The organism is Mesorhizobium sp. M5C.F.Ca.IN.020.32.2.1 (genome assembly GCF_004023105.1).
Classification (GTDB): Bacteria; Pseudomonadota; Alphaproteobacteria; order Rhizobiales; family Rhizobiaceae; genus Mesorhizobium; species Mesorhizobium wenxiniae.
In genome coordinates, this window is the sequence record NZ_RZSX01001631.1 from 1 (window position 1) to 508 (window position 508).

The 508-nt window shown below is 67.9% G+C and carries 1 protein-coding gene and 1 pseudogene; both read left to right on the forward strand.

Annotated elements, in window-relative coordinates:
* Positions 1-361, forward strand: a 361-nt coding sequence (locus tag EOA86_RS37860) for a PUA domain-containing protein (RefSeq protein WP_348633394.1), incomplete at its 5' end; no start/stop codon positions are given.
* Between the two features lie 3 nt (positions 362-364).
* A pseudogene (gene proA, locus EOA86_RS41070) lies at positions 365-508 on the forward strand (gamma-glutamyl-phosphate reductase); the annotation flags it as partial.

The window sequence follows — 508 nt, forward strand, 5'->3', positions numbered from 1 at the left end:
CTACAAGACGTGGATCGCCGGGCAGCTCGAACCGGCTGGCCGGCTGACCGTCGATGCCGGCGCCATCGGTGCGCTGCTGTCGGGCAAGTCGCTGTTGCCGGCCGGCGTCAAACTGGTCAGCGGCAATTTCTCGCGCGGCGATACGGTGGCGATCCTGTCGCCCGAAGGCCGCGAGATCGCGCGCGGACTGGTTGCCTACGATGCCGCCGATGCCGTAAGGATCGCAGGGTTGAAGACGGCCGAGATCGAAACGGTGCTCGGCTACGAGGCGCGATCGGCGATGATCCACCGCGACGACCTTGTGGTGAGCCGTCCCGCAGACCAAGTATGGGCCGGTGACCAAGTAACCAGCGGAGGATGAGCCATGCTGAAGCTGCATGAAAAATCCCGGGACGACACTGCCGCGCTGATGGCCGATATCGGCCGCCGCGCGCGGGCCGCCGCGCGACCGCTGGCCGTCGCCACAGCCGAGCGCAAGCACGCCGCGTTGATCGCCATGGCGCAGGCG